The following is an 18319-nucleotide window of genomic DNA, read 5'->3' on the forward strand; positions in this document are numbered from 1 at the left end:
TCAGTAATATTTTATGCCAAATGAAGGGTGGTCAATTTGGACTGGAATTTGGTGGTCAGTTTGATCCGAAATTAGTGGTCAATTTACTCCGAAAAACACTGGTCTATTTGACCGTTTTTTCCAGATATATCATGTTTTATTTGAAAAACGATATTCCTCACATTCTGAAAAAATTGTTCAGAAGCTATGATTATTGTAGATATGATTAACCTCTGAAAATCGGCAATAAAGTAAACTCAAGTTCTAATATTTACTAAAAAAAATTTAGTTAACAGTAAAGAGCTAAAAAATGAATTAATCTAATGATTTTACACTTTTTGTGACTAAATAAATCAATAAAATATGAATTCTTAAAAATTAAACCATTTATAATCAATCACAAATCTTTGAACCAGTAATAAGTCATATTAATTCAATATAGTAATATCAAAAAAAGTACTATTTTTGTGGGAAATAGTAAATGTTGTCTAGTAGAAGATTTATTACTAAATTAGACATACCAATTTATGAAATATTAAAATTCACTCAAATGAAAAAAATAATTCTACTCCTTACTTGTACTTTCGGTATTTCAGTTTTTTCCCAAATCAAGGTACTAAAAAACGAAACTTTAGTAGAGATTGGAAAAGATAACTCTGTAGGTTTATTTAAAAAAGACGATAAATTCACTATTAACTATCAGGATCTTAATACCAGTAATCTTAATACATTCAGATCATTTTCATTTTTAGATGTAAATGGTGATGTACAAGGCTTATATAAATTAATTACTGATGGCTTTATAGACCAACCAACAGGCAATATAACATTGGAGTTACCAAATGACATCATTGAGCTGCATTATGAAAAAAACTATGGCCAACCTACCGTTCAATTTATTCAGTTTATCAACAAGAATAGAAAATATGTAGGAAAATCCCAGTTTTTAAATAAAAAACAAATTGATAAGATTTTTGGGGTTGGAACCAACAGATCTGCTTTATACAAAGCTACTGCAAAAGCGAATCTCACTCCTGTTAATCCGATGCCTACTCCGGAAACAGCAAAACCAGCTGCTACAAAAGGTAAGAAATCAAGAAAATAATCAATAATACTTAACTCATTCTACTCGAATGAGTTTTTTATTTTTATTTTTGTAAAAAAGATTCTCATCAGATTATGTCTCTTCAAATAACTAATTTAACGAAAAAGTTTGCAGAACAAACTGCACTCAACAATATTAACATTTCAATTGATAAAAATGAAATCATCGGTCTTCTGGGTCCAAACGGAGCCGGAAAATCTACCCTGATGAAATCTATTGTCGGTGCACTTACCATTGATGAGGGTGAAATTATTTTCAACGGAAAAAATATCTCCGAAAACGAAATTGAAAGCAAGAAAAAAATTGGTTTTTTACCTGAAAACAATCCTTTATATCTGGAAATGTATGTAAAGGAATACTTACAATTTGTAGCCAATATTCATAAAATACCAACATCCAGAGTAGATGAAGTCATTGAACTGGTTGGAATCACTCCTGAAAAGTCTAAAAAAATCGGACAACTGTCTAAAGGCTACAAACAAAGAGTTGGTCTTGCTCAGGCAATCATTCACCAACCTGATTTATTGATTCTGGATGAGCCAACCAATGGTCTTGATCCTAACCAAATCATTGAAATCAGAAATGTCGTGAAAGAAATTGGTCAGCAAAAAACAGTTTTACTTTCTACTCATATCATGCAGGAAGTTGAAGCCCTTTGTTCACGTGTAATTCTTATTCATAAAGGAAATATTCTTCAGGATTGCCCTATTGAAGAATTTAAAGGCAAATTTGAAAGCTTAGAAGAAGCTTTTGCAAGTTATACCGCATAAAAAATAAAAAAATGCTCCAAGATTCTGGAGCATTTTTATTTTCACTACAAAAGTCACAAAAGATATATTTCAATATTTTTAGTATTCCAAAGTTCACAACATGAAAATCTTTGATTTTCAAAATTTATGTGCTCTTTTCATAATTTTAGTTTTAACTTAAAGAAACTAAAATGTTAAAGTCTTTTGTTCTGTTCCTTTTGTGGTTAAGATTTTAAATTAAGAATTATTCTCCGTTTTTTCTTCACTTTCATGTACAGCAACCGTTTCTGCATTCTTCTTCTGAACCTGTTCCAAAAGCTGAAGTCCTAAAAGTCCACTAATTCCCCCATTTGCTGAATCACCACTACCTCCGATCAAAACTTCAGGCATTATTCTTACATTCTGATTCGCAATATTTTCCATGATTTTCAATTGAGTAAAATTGTTTCCACCCATTGCTTCCACAGATAACTTATACGATTCGGCATTAGATTTACCAATTGCAAGAATTTTTTCTGCCTCTGCGTTACCCGTTAATGAAATTTGTTCAGCACTTGCTTTTGCCAGTAGTTCAATTTTTTCAGCTTCAGCCTTTGCAAGAAGTCTTGTTTTTTCGGCTTCACCGGTTGCTAAAAGTTTCAATCTATCCCCTTCTGCATTCGCCTGTAATCTCACGGAATTAGCATCTCCGGTTGCTTTTTTCACAGATGCATCAGCAATTCTTTCGGCAATCAAAACCCCTTGATCTGCTTTTACAATTTCCTTCTGCATATCAGCAACAGCGGTTTCTTTTTCCAAAGCCTGACGTGTTTCCTGAGCCAGCATTTCGGTTTCGTAGGTAATTTTTTGTTCTTCAGCCAATTTTCTGTCTGTTAAGGTTTTCATTAAACTTTCCGGAGGAACAATCGCTCCAATCAATGTATCAACCGCATTTACATTATATTGTTCTAAAACGCTGCTGATATGATCTTTTGCCGATTGCTGTCTCTCTTTACGGGTTCCTAAGAAAGCAATCACATCGCTATCTTGAGCTGAATTTCTGAAATAATTTCCAATAGTCGGCTCTAGAACCTGACTTACCAGATTGATCATATTTCCGAAACGGGCAATCACTTTTGGAGCTTCATACGTTGGAATGTGAATGATTTGTGAAACATCAAGATTGAAAGGGAAACCATCTTTACTTCTTACCGTGATCGTTGAAAGGTTTTTATCGAGTTGGTGAGATTCGCTTCTTTCATACGCCCAGTTCAAAACCAAATTGGTGGTAGGAACCAGCTCAACTTTCATAATATAAGGATTGATCGGGTATTTCCCAGGACCGATCGGTTCTGCCCAAACTCCTTTATGTCCTTTTTCAACAATATTTCCATGTTTAAAATCCACACCGCTCAGATCTTTTCCTTCTTCTCCTACATAACTGATAATCACACCGACATGCCCGATCGGAATTTCAGTCATTCTCACCATTTCAACTTTTGTAAACCAAGGATTTAAAAAATATGAACCTGCCAAAATCACCTGTTCCTGAAGACCTTTATATCCTCCACTATTTAAAAAAGTATCAACATCCTGAAATTTATTATGATCATTGATAATTTTACCAGCAATCTGCCCTTCTTCCAGAGGACTTCCTTCCATCGTTGTAATAATTCCCACCGCATTATCCGGAATTTGAGTCATATCCGTTAATTCAATTTCAAATAATAAAGTATTAATCCTGTAAGAACCAGGTGCAATAATCGCCGTTTGACGGCCTTTTCTTCCTCCATTTCTTAAGAAAGCTTCTGCATCCTGAAAAGAATCACAGTCAACTTTTCTCCCTAAAATCCTTCCGGTTTCCAGCTCAACACCATCTTTTGCCAGTAATAATCCTATTTTTCCTGTTGGAATTACGATGAAAGCCTGAAAATCAATAGAATATTGCCAGATCCATTTTCCGAAATACACACCGGGAGCCAAAGTTTGAGCCTGAAAACCGGCTTCTCCATTGGTCGCGATGATTCTTCCTTCCGGAAGTTCCTGTTTACCGACCAACACGAATTTTTTGGTCACCAAACCTATTTTGTCTTGGGGAACAATGATTAATCCAAAGAAAATTCTTAGAATAAATTTGTAAAAAATTGCGCACAACAGTGCAATTACAGCCGGAACCATCCAGCCATGAAAAGCTAATTCCATAGTTTTTGTTTTTTGTTTTTGATTAAATTTGAAAACAGGGATTGTGCTCTATTTTTTCGGAATATGAAAAAACAGAGTATGAATTATATGATAATTCTTTTAAAGAGGTTAAGAAATGACAGGAGGAGAAGTATTAAAAATCGTGAAGATGATTTCTGATACTTTTAATAGAAAAAACTTAAAGTTAATTAGTTTCATTTCAATGGTAAAGGAAAGAGATCCTTTGATGGTACAAATGTACACAAGAAAAATATTCAGTTGTTTCAAATCATTAAAATATTTTTCCACCGGAATGATAATCAACTGAAAATCAATTTAATTATTTTTCAAAGCAGATAATATACAATTACAGAATTCTCTTTAAATACTCCTTAAAATTGTAAAAAGTATCATTAATTGGCTTTAAATTTGCTGCAATTCAACATCACCAATAACATTAAAAAAATGATAAAAAAACTTTTATTCGGAGTATTCTGTATTGCTCAATTTTCATTAGTTTCAGCAAATGATGTAAAGCAAAATCCAGATCTTAAAAAAACTAACGGAACAGAATTTTTTCAGAGTGTTCCGAAAACCGTCATCATCAAGACTAAAAAATTTAAAGTAAGAATTGACAAGCAGCCCAATGGAAATTACCTCTATCAATCTTGGGGAGCCAATACTAAAATTACTGCTAAACCAAGCATGATTATTGGGGAAGGAAATTTAATTCCGGACGGATCAGGAGGAAATTACTACTTTGAATTCAACAATAACGGCACGATTTATCAAGTTTGGAGAAATTACCTTACCGCTTCTGCTAAAAAGGCTCCTTATACATTAGTTGTCATCAATAATCAAGGTGAAACCATTGTAAAACAAGACGGATATGTCGTAAAAAATTAAAAATAGAAAATTCCTGATTTATAGTCAGGAATTTTTGTTTTTAAATCTATTTTTGTTTCTATTATTTTGGTAAATTACCATTAAATAATCGAGAAACAATGGCGTTTACCATTAAATCAAATCTAATAGACATCGTTGGTAAAGAAATTTATCCCGCAGAAATTACCATTAAAGAAAATAAAATCAGTTCAATACAAAGGATTTCGGAGACGCTGAACACCTATATTTTACCCGGTTTTATAGATGCTCACGTTCATATTGAAAGCAGTATGCTTGTTCCTACAGAGTTTGCACGAATTGCAGTAAAACATGGAACAGTGGGGACAATTTCCGATCCGCATGAGATTGCTAATGTTTTGGGAATTTCCGGTGTTGAATATATGATTGATAATGCTAAACAGGTTCCTTTTCACTTCTATTTTGGAGCTCCCTCATGCGTTCCTGCGACCAGCTTTGAAACTTCAGGAGCAGTGATAGATTCCGATCATATTGATCAATTATTGAATAAAAAAGAAATTGTTTATTTAGCGGAAATGATGAATTTTCCGGGAGTAATTTACAATGATGAGGAAGTTCTGAAAAAACTGGAATCTGCCAAAAGGCATCACAAGCCAATTGACGGTCATGCTCCAGGTTTAATGGGTGAAGATATGAAAAGCTATTTCAATGCAGGGATATCAACAGATCATGAGTGTTTTGGCTACACAGAGGCCCTTGAAAAACTTCAACATGGGGTAAAAGTGATGATTCGCGAAGGAAGTGCTGCCAAAAATTTTGATACATTAATTCCTTTATTAAAAGATTTCCCGGATCAGATTATGTTTTGCTGTGATGATAAGCATCCTGATAATTTACTTGAATCTCATATTGATGATCATGTAAAACGTGCTTTAAAGCTGGATCATGATTTATACGATGTTTTGCGTGCTTCTTCTTATAATGTTATAAAACACTACAATTTACCTATCGGATTATTACAAATTGGTGACAATGCCGATTTCATTGAAATTGATAGTCTTGAAGATTTTACAATTTTAAAAACCTATATCGACGGGAATTTGGTTGCGGAAAAAGGAGAATCTTTTATTCCTTCTTTTACAGCTCCGATTGTAAATAATTTTCACTGCAGTTTAAAAAGCCCCTCTGATTTTAAAATTAAAAGCAAAGGTGAAAAAATTCGTGTGATTGAAACGCTGGACGGACAATTAATCACCAACGAAATTCATTCAGAATCATTAAATATAAACGGTTTTGCAGAATCAAATCCCGATCAGGACATTCTGAAAATAGCAATTATCAACCGTTATCATGACTCTCCTGTTGCCACAGCTTTTATTAAAAATATGGGTATCAAAACAGGAGCCATCGCCTCGTGTGTTGCTCACGACTGTCACAATATCGTCGTAGTAGGAACAAATGACAATGATATGTGCAAAGCCGTAAATGCTATTATTAAAGCTAAAGGCGGGATTTCCCTTGCCACAGAAACTGAAGAACTTGTTTTAGAACTACCCATTGCAGGCATTATGACTGGTCTTCCGGCTGAGAAAGTTGCTGAATTATATATTAAACTGGATCAACGTGCAAAAGAATTGGGAAGTCAGTTGAGAGCACCTTATATGAGCCTATCTTTTATGGCTCTTCTGGTAATTCCTGAATTAAAATTAAGTGATAAAGGACTATTTAATGGTAAAATTTTTGAGTTTACGGATGTGTTTATTATATAAGATTTACTTTTATTTTTAACTCACAATAGATAAAAGATATTCTGTGGCTAAGCTTTTATTCGTTTTAAATAATACGTTTCTCATTTTTTAATTCAGAATAAAACTGACTTTCATTAAAACTATCTTTTGCCGCATGATACCCAATATTGAAAATCTCTTCAAGACGGTCTTTTTTTCGTTCAAAAGTTCCAAAACTAGATAATTTTTGAGATAAAATCAGCCAGTCACAATAATCGAATTTCACTTTCTCGATTCTATAGGAAAGAAGATCGTAGGAACGTGAAACAATGTCTTTAATCGTCTTTAAATCATTGATATTAATATTATGAGGCGGAGAAACAAAAACTCCGATCAGTTTATCGCAATCGTCACGAATAATATCAGCAGGGAAATTATTGAGAACTCCCCCATCACAAAACATTTCATCATTCAAAATATAAGGGGTGGTAATTCCCGGAATAGAACAGGAGGCAATAATGGCATCGGTTACCAAAAAATCGTTGTCGAAAATCTTTTCGGTTCCGGAAACCAATTCTGTAGCGACAATACGAACTTCTTTATCCAAATCTCCGATTTTCATATCCTGAAAAATAGGTTTCAGATAATTGTTAAAAATAACCGAAGAAACCAATCCCGGTTGATTGAACGTGAAATGTTTCCAATTAAAAAAATAAACCGATTGAAAAAAATCAAGAATTTCTTCCGGTGTTTTTCCTACAGCATAAAGGCAACCCACAATAGAACCTGCACTACAGCAGGACAAAATATCTATATCAATATTTTTTTCGTGCAAAAATTTTAAAACTCCTGCATGAGCAATACCTTTAGTGCCTCCTCCCGATAAAACTAATCCTGTTTTTTCAAAGTTCATTAAATAAATGTAACAAAAGACTGTGAGATAACGAGATAAATTTTTCTAAATATGGAGATTTTAAAATTATTTTAACATAAATAAAGTTATTATTAAATTTCAAATCTTGATTTTAAAAACCGGAAGCCATTATGGTAGAAAAGATCTTCCATAAAAGTATCAATATTCAGTTCATCTGCCCATTGTTCGGAGTCTTTTAAATCTTTCAGGAAATACTTTATGTTCATACTGATATAACTTCGGATTTCAGACATGTTTTCAACAGTAGGCATGTTGATAAACGGATTGATTAATCCATCAAAATCGGTTCCGATTGTGATCTGTTTTTGAGCTTTGGAAATTGGAATTCCATAATCACGACAAACCTGAAAATAGTGTTTGATATGATTTAAAATATGGTCGTAAAAATATTCATTTCGTTGAGGGATACTACTTTCTGTGCTTTCTTCAAGCTCACTCATAAAAAGACAATCGTCGTCATCGATAGCTTTTCCGATTTCACTATCTTTAATTCCTAAAGAATTCCATTCGGCTTTTGAAAAAAACTCTTTGTCTACGATCCTATCCATTCCGGTGATTCCTGTCGGATTATCGTCGAATTTATCAACATAGCCTAAAATCCTTCTGTCCATCGAGATTCCAATGACTCCACCATTGCTCACGATCCATGCAATTTCTTCATCAAATAAATTAATTGTCGAAGCATTAAAAGCCGGAAACCCCGGTCTTCGTGGATTATTTTTTGAATGCAATGATTTTGTAATTTCAACATACAAAGCTCCGGAAAGTGGCTTTTTAAGCTGAATATAACCCGCCCAATCTTTGAAGGAAACACCTGTAAATCCGGCATGGGTACAAACCAAAGGCTGTACATTTTGAAATTTTCCTGAATCAATTTCTGACATTAAATCTTTTCTTGATTTGTAACTCATATGTTTTACATCAACACCAATTTTCCGATCAAAAATCCCTTGAATAACAGTTCTCCCATCATTTTCCAATCCATTTCCTGATGGAAAAAACGGCTTAGAATCTGCGACTTGCATTCCAAACGCCTGATTGCAGAGACTTGACTGTTGAAGATGCGTGATATTAATAGAAATAATCTGAACTTTTTTTAAAACTTTATCGAGATTGCTTAGAATATCAGCGGGATTATATTTGTTATTTGCATCGCAGAAATTCGGGCTATCAACTAAGGAATGACAACCTTCGATAGTGAAAAAGACATTCACTTTATTTTTAGGTAAAGGCTTTTTAAAACTGTCTTTCGTTAAAATATTAAAGGAAGAAGATTGAATATATTCGTTCAACGTTCTTTTCATTAAAAAGTCTGAAAACGGTTTGTTTTTATTTTGAACGATATCTGTTAAAAGTGTTTCTGAGAGTTTAAATTGAGACGATTTTTTCAAAAATTTTCTGAGAGGAATCACCGTATCGGCGACATTTCTTTCTACACTGTAGAGAACCGCTCCCAAAATCACTTCGTCACTAAATTCTGCAAGCTGAGCCTGGTGCGTTTGTGTTTCAATTATATTCGGTAAATCCGAGCATATTTTCGGCAAAGCAGCAACATCGTTTTTGTAAATGAAAGAATCGATGTTGGATTTGTCATTAAATAACTGTTTCAAAACAGGATGACAGTGGAAATCAAAGTATTTCATGACTTTAGTATTTGTTACATTAAAGTTAGTGAGTTAATTTCTAATATATTATTACCCTTTTGTATTATTTTTAGCATAAAAAAACCACAGATTATTCTGTGGTTTTCAATAGGTAAAGATTGTCTATTAATTATTAATGTACTTTTCAAAAATTCTTGAGAAATCTTTTTGAGTATACTTATCGAAACTATTGGTGTTCCAAGCAAAAATATATTCATTAATCGCTCTTAATTCCTGGCTTTTCGAAACATTTTCCTGTTTTCCCGAAGCTACACTTGTGATCGCTTTTTGAATGCTGTCATTAGAAAAATTCAACAAAGAATGATTGTGGTGAACTTCCTGCTGAATTGCTAAAAGAGCTTTATACAGATCTTTTAACTGATCAATCTGACCTTTTGCAACACTGATCATCATTGGAACATTCCCGATATTGAATGAAATTTCAACATCCAAATCAATCGTTCCCGCAGTTTGCAAAGCAATATTAGAGAAAGGAAACTGATAGTATTCGTATCTCTTCAACACTCTTTTTTTATCCAAAGCACTTGCTCCGTCAATATGGATCAAAGCTCTGTTGGTAAAACAATATTCGTCTCTTTTAGATTTAATTAAAAAAAATATTTTCTCCTGATCTTCGGCTAAAATATAATCGTCCGAATCTACTTTATCATAATCCTGAGATGGGATAATCTTACCAATATCTCCCAATCCTAAAGCTTCTGCAGCTAGTTTCTTAAACATAATTTATTTTTGATTTGTATTTTATTAACGGAATAAAATTAAGAAAATAAGCGAGATAAAAACCCTCTAAGAAAAGAAAAACCACAGATTTTGTCTGTGGTTTTTGATATTATAAACATTGTCAGAGATTTACACCTCTGTCAAAGTAAAAATTAAATGTGAATCACTTCTCCGTAAGCAGCAGCAGCAGCTTCCATGATAGCTTCAGAAACTGTTGGGTGCGGGTGAATTGACTTAATGATCTCGTGACCTGTAGTTTCTAATTTTCTAGCAACAACAGCTTCAGCAACCATATCAGTAACTCCTTCTCCGATCATGTGACATCCTAACCACTCACCATATTTAGCATCGAAAATAACTTTGATGAAACCATCTGTATTTCCGTTTGCAGTAGCTTTACCACTTGCAGAAAGAGGGAATTTACCCACTTTGATTTCGTACCCTTTCTCTTTAGCCTGTTTTTCTGTAAGACCTACAGAAGCAACTTCAGGGTGGCAATATGTACATCCAGGAATATTACCATAGTCAATTTTCTCAACATGCATTCCTTTGATTTTTTCAACGCAAGTAATTCCTTCCGCAGAAGCAACGTGAGCCAAAGCCTGAGTCGGGATGATATCTCCGATTGCGTAATATCCAGGAACTGAAGTTTCGTACCATTCGTTTACCAAAACTCTTCCTTTATCTGTCTGGATTCCCACTTCTTCAAGACCGATATTCTCGATGTTTGCAGCAATACCTACAGCAGATAATAAGATATCAGCTTCAAGAACGATGTTTCCTTTAGCAGTTTTTACAGTAGCTTTCACTCCTTCTCCGCTTGTGTCAACACTTTCTACAGAAGCATTCGTCATAATTTCGATACCTGTCTTTTTCAAAGATTTCTCTAAGTGTTTAGAGATTTCCTCATCTTCTACAGGAACGATATTTGGCATAAATTCAACAACAGTTACTTTAGTACCCATTGTGTTATAGAAGTCAGCAAATTCTACTCCGATAGCTCCAGAACCTACGACGATCATAGATTTTGGCTGCTCAGGAAGAGATAATGCCTGTCTGTATCCGATTACTTTTTTACCGTCTTGTGGCAAGTTTGGTAATTCTCTAGAACGAGCTCCTGTAGCGATAATGATATGAGTCCCTGTATATTCAGTTACTTTTCCGTCTTTATCAGTAACAGAAACTTTTTTACCTTTTTGTACTTTTGCAGTTCCTAAAATAACGTCGATTTTATTCTTTTTCATCAAGAATTCAATCCCTTTGCTCATTTTAGAGGCAACACCACGGCTTCTCTGAATTACGTTCGGAAACTCAAAGCTAGCTTCCACTTTATTCAAACCATAATCTTCAGCGTGATTAATATAATGAAAAACCTGAGCCGACTTCAATAAAGCTTTAGTTGGAATACATCCCCAGTTAAGGCAAATTCCTCCTAAATTTTCTTTCTCGATAATTGCAGTTTTGAAACCTAACTGTGCCGCTCTAATTGCAGTAACATATCCACCAGGACCACTTCCGATGACAATAATATCGTAATTCATTAGTTTAAAATTTTTATGCGAATTTAAGGAAAAATATTGGATGAAGCACGTTTCTGAAAATTCATAAAGCAATGCATAACAAATGCTATTTTCATTTAATTTTCAACAAAAAAGAGAACACAAAAAGCATTCTCTTTTCAATAAATTTTATTTTAATTTAAAAATTTCATAAAACAGAAACTATAGAATTACCCTATATCGATTTTAATATTTCTAAAAAATTGATTGTATTAGAGCTTTTTAAGCAATCTTTTCTGACTTTGGTATTTCTCATTCAATGCTTTCAGCTGATCTCTTTTCATCTGTTTCGTTGCTAACGGATGATTTAAAATCGCCTTTTTCTCAGCATTATATCTTCTATCCAGTTCCTGTCTTTTATGATCCATGAGCTCCTTTTTTGACGGATGCGGTGGCAACTCCTGAGCAGTAACATTCATTGATAAGCCAAATAACAACAATGTGGATATGAATAACTTTTTCATGACATTTACTTTTATTGAATGAATTTAATCGAATAATAATCAATCAGTTCATTCAGGTTTAAGGTAAATGTTGCACATATCATACCATATTTTTAACAGAATTTATTGAACCTCAATATTTTCTTTCAACGGCAGATTCTTCGAAGAATTCCCTACAAAAATCCTATAAGTACCTTTTTCCACGATCCAGTTCATTTTTTCATCTAAAAACTGTAATTCTTTCACAGGAACTTCAATTGAAATCTGTTTTGATTCTCCGGGTTTTAAATATACTTTCTTCAGTCCTTTCAGTTCAATTATTGGCCTTGAAACTGAAGCCAGCAAATCTTTTACATACAATTGAACGACTTCACTTCCCGCTTTTGAACCTGTATTTTTTACGCTTACTTTCGCAATAATCGTATCGTTTTCAGAATATGTTGTCTGATTTAATTGTAAATCCGAAATTTCAAAAGTCGTGTAGCTCAGTCCAAAACCAAACGGATACAACGGTTCCCCACTCAAATCATGATAATCATTTCCTCTTCCCGTCGGATGATGATTGTAAGTCAACGGCAATTGCCCTTCTTCAATCGGGAAAGTAATGGGTAATTTACCGGAAGGATTTTCGGCTCCGAAAAGAACTTTTGCAACAGCATTTCCTCCTTCTTCTCCGGGATACCAAACGTCTAAAATGGCTCCTACTTTATCTTTCCAATCAGTTGTTTTTATCGCAGAACCACCTACCAAAACAACCGTCGTTGGTTTATTTAATTTTGAAACTTCCTGAATGAATTTTTCCTGATTTCCGGGAAGACTCAGTGAAGAACGGTCCTGAAACTCCCCTTCATGAATTCCGGCTGTAACAATGATGTAATCTGCATTTTGAGCAAGTTGTAAAGCATCGTTAAAATCTTTTTGATAATCATTCAAACCATAATTCCAGATCAGTTCAAGATTCGCTTCGCCTCTGTTTTCATGGAATTCTACTACAATATCATACTTTTGACCTTTATTAAAATCTATATCAACTGTTTTTATGGAATAACTCAACTTTTCCCAATTGTCGATCAATAATTTTCCGTTTAAAAACAATCTGAAACCATCATTTCCACGCAATCCCAATTGATATTTTCCTGAATTTGGAGCTTCCAGTTTCCCTGCCCAGCGAACACTGTAATTGTCTGGCTGTAGTTTTTCAGGATTTGGAGAATACAACGTCCATTTGAAATTCAATTGCTCGTCTTGTTTTTCAAAGGCTGGATTTCCTTTTAAATCAGAATTGGAAAAATAATTTCCTTTTAGCCCTTTTTGATTTTCAGAAGATAAAAATTCCGTTGGAACCGTCACAAAATTTTTCAAATTCCAGTCAATTCCTTTTGAGTAGCTGATTTCAATATTTTTATTTTTAACGAAATTTTTAATTCCATCTAAAATACTCACTTTCTTATTTCCCGGTCCTGAATAACCACCCAATCTTGCATCAACAGCATCAGTTCCGATAACTAAAATCTTTTTATAATTTTCAGAAATCGGAAGTGTTTTTTTATCATTTTGAAGCAAAACAAAAGACTCAACAGCTGTTTTTTCTGCCAAAGGTTTATGATTGTTTTTTTTTAATTCTTCAATAGCTGCGTTGGAAACGTAAGGATTTTCAAACAAACCCAATTCAAATTTAGCTCTCAATACTCTCGCTACTGCATCATCAATTCTTTCCTTCGAAATTCTCCCATCCAAAAACGGAGGAATAAATAACTTATAATGTTGATATTCTGTCTGGAAAATCACATCAAGACCAGCATTAATTGCCTGTGCAGAAGCATCATCATAATCTTTTGCCGTAAAATGCAGAACATTTGCTCCACCAACCGCACTTGCATCACTGATGACGAATCCTTTGAAATTCCATTCATTTTTCAATTTTTCGGTCAATAGCCAATGATTTGCTGTTGAAGGTCTTCCGTCCAACAAATTATAAGAAGTCATCACTGAACGGCTTTTTCCCTGATGAAAAGCTTTTTGAAAAGGAATCAAATGCGTTTCCTCCAAGTATCTTTTGCTCCAATGAATCGGATATGAATCTCTACCACCTTCTCCAACATTTGCCAGAAAATGCTTCGGAGTCGTAATAATTCCCTGATTTTCAAAAGAACTAACGAAGTTTACACCCATTAAGGAAGTCAAAAACGGATCTTCGCCGTACGTTTCCTCTGTTCTTCCCCATCGAACATCGCTCGCCAAATTCACAACCGGAGTCAAAATCTGACGAATTCCTCTCAATTTAGATTCTTTAGCAATCGCTGTTGAAACTTCTTTCATCAACTCCGGATTGAAGGTTGCCGACAAACCAATTGCCTGAGGAAAAGCAGTCGCTCCTTCACGCATCAATCCGTGTAAAGCCTCATCAAAAGGGATAATGGGAATTCCCAATCGGGATTCTTCTACAAAATATTTCTGAATCGCATTAATCTTTTTTGCTAATCTTTCTGCATCTTCATTCGCATTGTATTTCAACAATTGTCCGGCAACTCCACCTCCCTGATTTCCTGCACTTACTTGTAAACCGAAAATTCCATGTGAATATTGACCTTTCGGAACATTGTCCAAATCTCCGGGAATCATGAAGCATTGCCAGAATTTTTCTTCTGGAGTCATGCGTTTCAGCAAATCCTGAACTCGAGCTTCAATGGGATGTTTTGGGTCTTTGTATAAAGGTTTTTGAGCGGTAATAAATGTTGTGCTCAATAATGAAATTACTGTAATTTTAAATCTGAGTTTAAAAAGCATTGTAAATAGTTTGGTTTAAAATCAGTTCTTTTGTCTTGAAACAAAAGAACCAAAAATTCAAGACTGGATTCTTCAGCTAAAATTTTGAAAAACTTCCTAAAATTTCCAAAACTCGGGCGGAAACATTGATTTTATATAAAAAGAATAATTTTTGCCGCCACTCAAACAGTGGAAATTTTTTAACGGAATTTTTTCAAAATTTCTTAACGCTTCAAAATCCTAAGTCATTTTAGTGACACATTCAAATTATTGTATAATTTGAATAACAGTTGAATATTTTAATTGAGTTCTTTCTTTTGGTAAATTGAGCTCAATTGAATTTCCTGTTTTTTTCCATTGAATTTTATTTTTTAAACCTAAAATTTTCAAAGATTTTGGTTTAAAATTTTCAGGAATGACAAAGCTTAATGTTGATGGAGCCTCATAATTTGTTTTGTCATTCAAATGAAAAACATTCACCGTTTTTCCATCTTTACTTTGGGTATAATAAAAATTTCCGTCATGATAAGGAGCAATACTTCTTGTCGCAAAAACCGCAGACTGGTTTTTATCCATCCAACCCGAAATCTCTTTTAATCTTTCATAGACGATAGCATCATAATCTCCGTTTGGACCCGGAGCAATATTCATCAGGTAATTTCCGCCTCTTGAAATGATTTTCACCAATGTTTCGATGATTTTCTGAGACGATTTATAATTATCGTTCGGAACATATGAGAACGAATCTCCCATTGTGATGCAGCTTTCCCAAGGAATCGACAATGCCTTTTCCGGAACCGCTTGTTCGGGAGTCACATAATTTTCCCATTTTCCAGGAACAGTGCGATCTACAATGATAATTCCCGGTTGGTTTTTTCGAGCCATTGTCCCGATTTTATCCATGTCGATATCCTGTTCGACCTTAATAGTTCTTTGCCATTCAACATTGGGATCTATGGTATGAAACGGACGAACCCAACCTCCATCTAACCAAAGAATATCTACTTTACCATAATTTGAAGTGATTTCATTTAATTGATTAAAGGTAAAATTCTTGAAATTGTTCCATTTTTCAGGGTATTTTTTCGGATCATAGTTCACATTTCGATCTTTTGGCGGAAAATATGACCACCAATAATCATCTGAATGCCAATCGGGTTTTGAAAAGTAAGCTCCGATTTTAAAACCGTCCTTTCTGAATGTATTAAAAACTTCCTTTACCACATCTGCTTTTGGATTCTTGGAAAAAGGTGTTTTGGCTGAAGTAATTTTATAATCAGATTGTTGTGTATCAAACATAGCAAAACCATCGTGATGCTTTGTAGTAAACACCACATATTTCATTCCTGCCTTTTTAGCTGCATCTGCCCATTTTTGTGGATTGAACTGAGTCGGATTGAAAGTTGTCTGAAGATTTTCGTAGTTTTTTACATATTCGTAGTACGATTTTCCATGTTCAGATTTTCTTTGTGTCCAGGATTCATCTTCCGGACAAAGACTCCAGCTTTCAACAATTCCCCATTGGCTGTAGGTTCCCCAATGCATAAAAAGTCCGAATTTTAAATCCTGCCAGTTTTCTAGATTTTTAATAACAAGTGGATCTGCAGGTTTTTGATAACCATCTGAAACATTATGAGCCTGTGAAAAAAAAGTGGATGATATGAGTAATGATGAGAAAAATAAGGTTTTAGTTTTTGGTGTAATTAACATCGAAGTTTTGTTTGCGCTAATTTAATCATCATTTATTAAAACCACAAAAATCAATAAATATTTACATACAGGCTAAGATTTAGTTTAAAATAAATTCTGAAATATTTAAAAATTCACAAAAATGGTTTATCATCATTTAAACTAAGTCTTTCAGTACATCATCTACTTTCGAATATGTAAATTCAAAACCACTCTTCATCAATTTTTCAGGATATACATTTCTGCTTTTTAGTAATAATTCTGTTTCAGTTTTTAAAAATAATGAAGCTATTTCCAATTGCCAAACAGGTGCATCGAACCCAAATGAAATCCTCATTTCTTTTCTTAGTTTTCTCATCAATTCTTCGTTGGATATTGGGTTTGGAGCCGTAATATTAATTTCTCCTGAAATATTTTCGTTATTGATGATAAATTCAACTGCTTTGCAAAAATCATCAATGTGAATCCAGCTTACGTTTTGATTTCCTCTTCCCTGTTTCCCTCCTAAACCGAATTTGGTAATCATTTTTAATTTTGGAAATGCTCCCCCATTATTTCCTAATACAATCGAAGTTCGCAGCGCTACTTTTCGTACATTTTCTGTTGTTATTTTAAAAAATTCCTTTTCCCAGCTTTTGCAAATATTCATTGAAAAGTCATCGCCAATAATTCCATTTTCTTCTGTATTTAAATGGGTTTCTGAATGAACATAAATTGTTGCAGAACTCGCATTCAACCAAACTTTAGGTTTATTATTACATTCATCAACAGCTTGTTGAAGCACTTTTGTACTTTGAATTCTTGAAAAATAAATTTCCTGTTTGTTTTTCTCCGTAAATCTACAATCCACAGATTTCCCAGCAAGATTGATTACAACATCGGTATCTTCCAATAAATTTTTCCAATCACATAACGTTTTTCCATCCCATCGAATTTCGTTTTTACGTTTCGGACTTCTGGTCAAAACATATACTTCATGTCCTTTTTCAGTAAAATAGTTTTCTAGATTTTTTCCGAGGAAGCCGGTTCCTGCTGCGATGATTATTTTCATGGTATTTTGGTTGATTGTTGTTTGTTGCTAGTTTTTCGTAAGATGCTTCGACAAGCTCAGCATGACATCTCTAATACTAATCGTTCTTAATTGCTTAACAAAAGTATTTTAGTTCAAAACTTTTTACTTGGCTCTTTTTACTTCTTACTTTTCATTCAAATACTTCTTCGTTTTTACTTCAATTTCAGAACCTTCTGCAAGCATTACAGAAAGTGGTTTCTGATGATTCAAACATTCAAAATCTTTTCCGTAGATATGTTTAAAATCAATTTCAAGCTGATGATTTTTAACCCAATAATATTCCCATTTTGGATGACATACTTTGTATTCTGAGGTTTCATTTTTCTTTTTTGTAAAACCATAATAATGTTCAGTGATGAATTCAAATTCAGAATTAGCTTCCATTTTTAAAGGTTTATTTTGAGCTCTAATCTCGATGGAATGCCACGTTTTATCTTTCCAAGAGTATTTTATTAACAATTCTTCGTTTTTTTGACAAATCGTATTTTTCATCGGCATTGTCTTGTAATTTTCTTTGTAAACAGAATTTGCTACAAAGCTCAATGCAGGTTTCGGAACGATTTCTTTGATGAAAACCACTCCTCTCTTCCATTCGTTCCCTTCTTTCTTCTTTACATAAAATCTCAAATTTACTTCTTCAAAATTTCGGTGAAAAGGAATAGGAAGTCCTAATAATTTGGTATTTAAAAACATAAATCCGACAAGACTTACATAGCATTTTCCTTGATAAAAATCGAGCTCAGTACCTTTTGGAAGATATTTTTCTAAGATTTCAGGATTGATTTCGTAGTTGATAATGGCTAATTTTCGGCATTCTGCTTTTAGGAAGTTCATAACTTTTGGTTGTTGGTTGATAGTCTTTGTGGTTGAAATGCTTCTTGAACATTC

At 33.7% G+C, this 18319-nt stretch carries 15 protein-coding genes; 5 read left to right on the plus strand and 10 right to left on the minus strand.

Annotated features, from left to right (window positions below):
• The 3 genes from LV842_RS10650 to LV842_RS10660 form a co-directional block, all read left to right on the plus strand.
• Positions 1–209, plus strand: a 209-nt coding sequence (locus LV842_RS10650) for a hypothetical protein (RefSeq protein ID WP_233111438.1), incomplete at its 5' end; no start/stop codon positions are given.
• A gap of 320 nt (positions 210–529) precedes the next feature.
• Positions 530–1084, plus strand: a complete 555-nt coding sequence (locus tag LV842_RS10655; RefSeq protein WP_233111439.1) for a hypothetical protein — start codon at positions 530–532, stop codon at positions 1082–1084.
• Positions 1085–1158: 74 nt separating this feature from the next.
• Positions 1159–1854 carry an ABC transporter ATP-binding protein gene (locus tag LV842_RS10660; protein ID WP_233111440.1) on the plus strand — a complete coding sequence of 232 codons (696 nt, stop codon included), beginning with the start codon at positions 1159–1161 and terminating at the stop codon, positions 1852–1854.
• Between the two features lie 216 nt (positions 1855–2070).
• Here LV842_RS10660 and LV842_RS10665 read toward each other — a convergent pair whose 3' ends face one another.
• The gene (locus tag LV842_RS10665) at positions 2071–4014 is read right to left on the minus strand and encodes an SPFH domain-containing protein (RefSeq protein WP_233111441.1); all 1944 of its coding nucleotides are present in this window, start codon (positions 4012–4014) and stop codon (positions 2071–2073) included.
• A gap of 444 nt (positions 4015–4458) precedes the next feature.
• Here LV842_RS10665 and LV842_RS10670 point away from each other — a divergent pair, with 444 nt between their 5' ends.
• Both LV842_RS10670 and ade read left to right on the plus strand, forming a co-directional pair.
• On the plus strand, positions 4459–4899 hold the full coding sequence (locus LV842_RS10670) for a hypothetical protein (protein ID WP_233111442.1): 441 nt from the start codon (positions 4459–4461) through the stop codon (positions 4897–4899).
• A 98-nt stretch (positions 4900–4997) separates the two neighbouring features.
• The gene (ade, locus tag LV842_RS10675) at positions 4998–6626 is read left to right on the plus strand and encodes an adenine deaminase (protein ID WP_233111443.1); all 1629 of its coding nucleotides are present in this window, start codon (positions 4998–5000) and stop codon (positions 6624–6626) included.
• 64 nt (positions 6627–6690) lie between these two features.
• On the opposite strand, the gene LV842_RS10680 is transcribed toward ade, so the two are convergent.
• From LV842_RS10680 to LV842_RS10720, 9 genes are all read right to left on the minus strand, one after another.
• Positions 6691–7497, minus strand: coding sequence for a patatin-like phospholipase family protein (locus LV842_RS10680; RefSeq protein WP_233111444.1), 807 nt, complete (start codon positions 7495–7497; stop codon positions 6691–6693).
• 92 nt (positions 7498–7589) lie between these two features.
• Positions 7590–9161 carry an amidohydrolase family protein gene (locus tag LV842_RS10685; RefSeq protein WP_233111445.1) on the minus strand — a complete coding sequence of 524 codons (1572 nt, stop codon included), beginning with the start codon at positions 9159–9161 and terminating at the stop codon, positions 7590–7592.
• 126 nt (positions 9162–9287) lie between these two features.
• A complete protein-coding gene (locus LV842_RS10690; protein WP_233111446.1) occupies positions 9288–9902 on the minus strand; it encodes a PH domain-containing protein in 615 nt (204 codons plus the stop codon).
• A 152-nt stretch (positions 9903–10054) separates the two neighbouring features.
• Entirely contained in the window at positions 10055–11443 is a 1389-nt protein-coding gene (lpdA, locus tag LV842_RS10695) for a dihydrolipoyl dehydrogenase (RefSeq protein WP_233111447.1), read from the minus strand.
• A gap of 230 nt (positions 11444–11673) precedes the next feature.
• The gene (locus LV842_RS10700; RefSeq protein WP_233111448.1) at positions 11674–11925 is read right to left on the minus strand and encodes a hypothetical protein; all 252 of its coding nucleotides are present in this window, start codon (positions 11923–11925) and stop codon (positions 11674–11676) included.
• Between the two features lie 102 nt (positions 11926–12027).
• Positions 12028–14691, minus strand: coding sequence for a glycoside hydrolase family 3 N-terminal domain-containing protein (locus tag LV842_RS10705; protein ID WP_233111449.1), 2664 nt, complete (start codon positions 14689–14691; stop codon positions 12028–12030).
• A gap of 246 nt (positions 14692–14937) precedes the next feature.
• Positions 14938–16380: an alpha-L-fucosidase gene (locus LV842_RS10710; protein ID WP_233111450.1), complete on the minus strand. Its 1443-nt coding sequence runs from the start codon at positions 16378–16380 to the stop codon at positions 14938–14940.
• Positions 16381–16516: 136 nt separating this feature from the next.
• Entirely contained in the window at positions 16517–17410 is an 894-nt protein-coding gene (locus tag LV842_RS10715; RefSeq protein ID WP_233111451.1) for a TIGR01777 family oxidoreductase, read from the minus strand.
• Between the two features lie 144 nt (positions 17411–17554).
• Positions 17555–18265 (minus strand): YqjF family protein, encoded by a 711-nt coding sequence (locus tag LV842_RS10720; RefSeq protein WP_233111452.1) that lies wholly within the window; start codon positions 18263–18265, stop codon positions 17555–17557.
• Positions 18266–18319: the final 54 nt, after the last annotated feature.

The sequence above is a fragment of the Chryseobacterium gwangjuense genome, assembly GCF_021311115.1.
GTDB lineage: Bacteria > Bacteroidota > Bacteroidia > Flavobacteriales > Weeksellaceae > Chryseobacterium > Chryseobacterium gwangjuense.